We start from the raw sequence: 3966 nt of genomic DNA on the forward strand, positions 1-3966 counted from the left end.
GACGCCTGCCACGGCGACCCCGTCTGCCGCGGCAGCACCGCCGGCAGGCGCCGACGCGAGCGCGTCCGGCGGCGGTCCCGCCCCCGGCGCTGCAGGGCTCGGCAACAATGCCGGCGGCGTGCCGCAAGCGGCCGCCAGCAACGGCGTGAGCCCCGATTCGGTGAAGGTGGTGAACACCGGCACCGGCAACGACAAGACCTTCAACGTCACCAACGACACGAATCGCCCCGAGTCCTTCACCTATTCGGTGCAGGGGCAGAACAAGGGGACCATCACGCTGCAGCCGGGGCAGACGGGGACCTTCGTGGCCGGCTCGGGCGATATCGGCGTGCGGATCTCGCCGTCGGACGCGAGCGGCAACACGCATCCCGACGAGGTGCTGTACGAGGACGGCGGCGCCGACAACGGCCAGCCCGGCGGTGCCGGCAATCCCGATATCAGCAAGGTGGACGGCAACAAGGATTTCGGCGGCAACGCGACCAACATGACGGTCACGCTGTCGGACGGCAAGAGCGCCGGCGACGGCGATGCGATCCACGCCTATGCGTATTCGACCGACGATGCCGCCTCGATGGGCTTGGCGGGCGACCCCAGCAAGACCGCGAACATCGTGCTGTCCGACGCGTCCTGACGGCAGCCGACGCCGGCGCACCGGCCGGCCGCGTTTCTCGACCCCGCCGGCGTGCCCGGCGGGGTTTTCTTTTTCCGGCCTGGCGCTTCGATCCGGGCCGCGACGCGCGAGGCGGCTCGACGGTGGCCGCGCGGTGCCCTCGTCGACGGTTTGGCCGATGGCGCTCCGATCCGCATGCTGCGGTCGAACCCGGGCGCGGCGGGCATGCATCTGGCTAGGGCATGATGAGCGTGTCCGAAACCGTCGCGTCCGCGCTGCCCACCCAGGCGGTGCGACGGCGCCGGCGCACCGGGCCCGTGAACCGCAAGCGGCAGCACCGCCGGACGGCGCCTCCGGCCCATGCCTGGGCCCGTTGCGCCCGATTCGCGCCTGCCGTCCCCGCAACCCGACGAAGGGAGTGGCGTGGATTCATCCTCCGACCTGATCGTCGCCCGCCCCGAGGGCCTGTACTGCCCGGCCGGCGATTTTTACATCGACCCCTGGCGCCCGGTCGAGCGCGCCGTGATCACGCATGCGCATGCCGACCACGCGCGCCCCGGGCATGGCCGATATCTCGCCGCCCGGCCCGGTGTCGGCGTGCTGCGCTCGCGGCTGCCGCAGGCTCAGGTGCAGGCCCTGCCGTATGGCGAAGCGATCGCGCTCGGCGATGCACGCGTGTCGCTGCATCCCGCCGGCCATGTGCTGGGCTCGGCGCAGGTGCGCGTCGAGCATGCCGGCCGGGTCTGGGTCGCTTCGGGCGACTACAAGCTGGAGCCGGATCCGACCTGCGCGCCGTTCGAGCCGGTGCGCTGCGACACCTTCATCACCGAGTCCACCTTCGGCCTGCCGATCTATCGCTGGGAGCCGACCGCGACGATCCTCGCCGGCATCGACGCGTGGTGGCGCCACAACGCGGCCGAAGGCCGGGCCTCGGTGCTGTTCTGCTATGCGTTCGGCAAGGCGCAGCGCGTGCTGGCCGGCATCGATCGCGGCATTGGCCCGATCTTCTGCCACGGCGCGGTCGAGCCGCTCAATCGCGCGTACCGGGAGGCGGGCGTCGACCTGCCCGACACGCGCCTGGTCGCCGAGGTGCCCGCGCGCGACAAGGCCGCGTTTCGCGGCGCGCTGATCATCGCGCCGCCTTCCGCGCAGGGCAGCGCCTGGATGCGCCGTTTCGGCGACTACAGCGATGCCTTCGCCTCCGGCTGGATGTGCTTGCGCGGCACGCGACGCCGGCGCGGCGTCGATCGCGGCTTCGTGCTCTCGGATCACGCGGATTGGCCGGGGCTGCTGCAGGCGATCGACGCGACGGGCGCCGCTCGCGTGATCGTCACGCATGGACAGGTCGAGCCGATGGTGCGCTGGCTCAATGAACACGGCAAGCAGGCGGGCGCGTTCGCGACCGAGTACGGCGACGAGGCCGATGAAGGCGTACCCGCGTCGGAGGCGGCGTCGGATGCCGCGCCGAGCGCGGCGGTGGGCGCGGCATCCGATACGTCGCCCTCGCGGCGGACGCCGCCGTCGGCCCCGGACGCCGGCGAGCACGAGAGCGCGGAGCCCCGGCGATGAAACGATTCGCGGCCCTGTATGCGGCGCTCGATGCGACCACCTCGACCCAGGTGAAGCTCGAGGCGCTGGTCGCCTATTTCTCGGCGGCCGAACCCGAGGACGCCGCCTGGGCCTCGTATTTCCTCGCCGGCGGCAAGCCGCGCCAGTCGGTGCCGACCCGCCTGCTCGCGCAATGCGCGCGCGATCGCGCCGGGCTGCCCGACTGGCTGTTCGAGGAGTCGTACCAGGCGGTCGGCGACCTGGCCGAGACCATCGCGCACGTGCTGCCGCCCGCCACGCGCGCCTCGTCATTGGGCCTGGCGCAATGGATCGAGACGCGCGTGCTGACGCTGCGCGGCAGCGAGCCCGAGGTCCTGCGCGAGCGCCTGGTCGGCTACTGGGACGAGCTGGACTGGAGCGAGCGTTTCCTGCTGACCAAGCTGATCGGCGGCGGATTTCGCGTCGGCGTGTCGCGTCAACTGGTGGTGCGCGCGCTGGCGGCCATCGCGGGCGTCGATCACAAGCGCATCGCGCAGCGCATGGTCGGCTGGACCGATTCCCGCCAGGCGCCCGATGCCGCGCGCTATCTGCGGCTGATCGCGGCCGAGCCGCAGGGCGATGCCGGCGCCGTCACTGCCGCCACCGCCGCCATGCACGAGAGCGATCTCGGGCTGCCCTATCCGTTCTTCCTGGCGCATCCGTTGCAGGCCGATCCGGCCACGCTCGGCCCGATCGGCGACTGGCTGGTGGAATGGAAATGGGATGGCATTCGCGCGCAACTGGTGAAGCGCGCCGGGCGCGTGTGGATCTGGTCGCGCGGCGAGGACCTGCTGACCGAGCGCTTTCCGGAGCTGGCGGCGCTCGGCGAGGCCTTGCCCGACGGCACCGTGGTCGACGGCGAAATCCTTGCCTGGGAGCCGGGAGCCGACACGCCGCTGCCGTTCGCGAGGCTGCAGCCGCGCATCACGCGCAAGTCGCTCAGCAAGCGCGTGCTCGCCGATTCGCCGGCCGCGCTGCGCGCCTACGACCTGCTCGAGGAGGGCGGCCGCGACCTGCGCACCGAACCGCTCGCGCGGCGTCGCGCGCGGCTGGAAGCGCTGGCCGAAGCCTTGCCGGCCGGCGAGGCGCTGCGCGTCTCGCCATTGGTCGAGGCGGCGGACTGGCCGGCGCTGGCGGCGCTGCGCGAGCAGAGCCGCGCGCGCGGCGTCGAGGGACTGATGCTGAAGCAGCGCGCCTCGATGTACGGCGTCGGGCGCACCAAGGCCGCCGGTACCTGGTGGAAGTGGAAGATCGATCCCTACGCGATCGACGCGGTGCTGTTGTACGCGCAGCGCGGCCATGGCCGGCGCGCGAGCCTGTACACGGACTTCACCTTCGCGGTGTGGGACGAGGTGGACGGCGTGCGCACCCTGGTGCCGTTCGCCAAGGCGTATTCGGGGCTGACCGACGAGGAGATGCGCCAGGTCGACGCCATCGTGCGGCGTACCACGATCGAGAAGTTCGGCCCGGTGCGCAGCGTGACGCCGAGCCTGGTGTTCGAGATCGGTTTCGAGGGCATCCAGGCCAGCCCGCGGCACAAATCGGGAATCGCGGTGCGTTTCCCGCGCATGCTGCGCTGGCGCACCGACAAATCGATCGAGGACGCGGACACGCTGGCGATGCTGAAGGGCTTCCTGGACGAGGCGCCGGCATGAGCGCGGCGCGGCCGGCGGCGCGACGGCGCGATCGGCGCGAGGCAGGGGCGCTCGACGATGGTGTCGACGCCGATCCCGCCGGCGGCCCGGCAGGCCGCGTAGATCGGAAGAGCG

General features: G+C 72.1%; 3 protein-coding genes. All 3 read left to right on the top strand.

Annotated elements, in window-relative coordinates; translation table 11 throughout:
• A partial coding sequence (locus tag F3J10_RS34645) for a hypothetical protein (protein WP_205200587.1) occupies positions 1-631 on the top strand: 631 nt, incomplete at its 5' end.
• 402 nt (positions 632-1033) lie between these two features.
• Complete coding sequence (locus tag F3J10_RS34650) at positions 1034-2179, top strand: ligase-associated DNA damage response exonuclease (protein WP_167243963.1); 1146 nt, start codon at positions 1034-1036, stop codon at positions 2177-2179.
• Positions 2176-3852 (top strand): ATP-dependent DNA ligase, encoded by a 1677-nt coding sequence (locus F3J10_RS34655; protein ID WP_167243964.1) that lies wholly within the window; start codon positions 2176-2178, stop codon positions 3850-3852. Before F3J10_RS34650 ends, F3J10_RS34655 begins: the two co-directional genes overlap by 4 nt.
• Positions 3853-3966: the final 114 nt, after the last annotated feature.

This window comes from Burkholderia sp. Cy-637 (genome assembly GCF_011753175.1).
GTDB lineage: Bacteria > Pseudomonadota > Gammaproteobacteria > Burkholderiales > Burkholderiaceae > Burkholderia > Burkholderia gladioli.